Source organism: Vibrio sp. R-1 (genome assembly GCF_035615595.1).
Classification (GTDB): Bacteria; Pseudomonadota; Gammaproteobacteria; order Enterobacterales; family Vibrionaceae; genus Vibrio; species Vibrio cholerae.
Genome location: NZ_WPDC01000229.1, coordinates 1 through 965 on the forward strand (window position 1 = coordinate 1; position 965 = coordinate 965).

A 965-nucleotide genomic window follows, 5' to 3' on the forward strand; every position below is an offset into this window, starting at 1 on the left:
TTGAGGCGTTTGTTAGCCATACTTATGTACGCTTCATTTTGTTTGCTAACTTATTGTTGATTTCAATTTTTTTGTTAAGTTGACTCGACGTAAGTTTACGCTTTCTCATAACGTCTAAGTAAAAGCTTTTTTCCCAATCATTAATCCAACCTTTGTCGTAAGCATGAAATATGGCCTCTGCATTTAATGATTTTTGATCATCTTTTCTAACCCGCTTTATTGCTTGGAAAATTTTATCTGAAGGTAAACCAATGAACTTTTTAACGCAGCAGTTTCCAACAATCGCATAGTTAGAGTTGATCTTGTTCTTAAGATTACAAATTTCAATGATAGGAAAGTGCCCACATAAACAACGCTCTGGCTCATTAGCTTCGTATATTTCGTGCAGAGTCCATTCAGATTTTGCGACATCCCATAGCTGCGATTGAGACAACTTAATGATTTCTTCTGTTAATTTGTATTCCGACATACTCACCTCGTATGGCTAACGCCCTGCTAAGGGGTGAGCAATGCACTGCAAAAGCTACCGCACACCACCTGAATCACGAAACCCACCGCATGCTGAAAATGCCACGCATTGCGAATCCCGCTTAAGCAGTTTGTTAGCTTAAATTTCAGTACCTTAGACTTACCAAGCCTGAGATTAAACCGATTTGAAAAACCAACAAACCACCTGAGTTTTGAAACCCGAATTGGCTCAAACTTTGTGACCTTTCATACGATTTGAAAAACCGAAAATTTTGAGAAATCACTTTCGGAAAACTCAAAGCGAAAGCAAAGCTTCCAAAGCGACTTTGCGCCAACCTGGCTAACCTCGAGCACCCCAAAAATTCAATTGAGGCAACAGCTCGAAACTCGCGTTGGCAAAAAATGCTGATTTGCCGAGAAACCGAAACGAGCTGCCAAGGGAAGAAAAAACAGGCTGCAAACAATTGATTTTTATTGTTTTAAGCTAACGCCCGCCT

At 39.9% G+C, this 965-nt stretch carries 1 protein-coding gene; it reads right to left on the reverse strand.

Annotated features, from left to right (window positions below; translation table 11 throughout):
- Positions 1-22: 22 nt before the first annotated feature.
- The gene (locus tag GOU96_RS17785; RefSeq protein WP_000006157.1) at positions 23-469 is read right to left on the reverse strand and encodes a hypothetical protein; all 447 of its coding nucleotides are present in this window, start codon (positions 467-469) and stop codon (positions 23-25) included.
- Positions 470-965 lie beyond the last annotated feature (496 nt).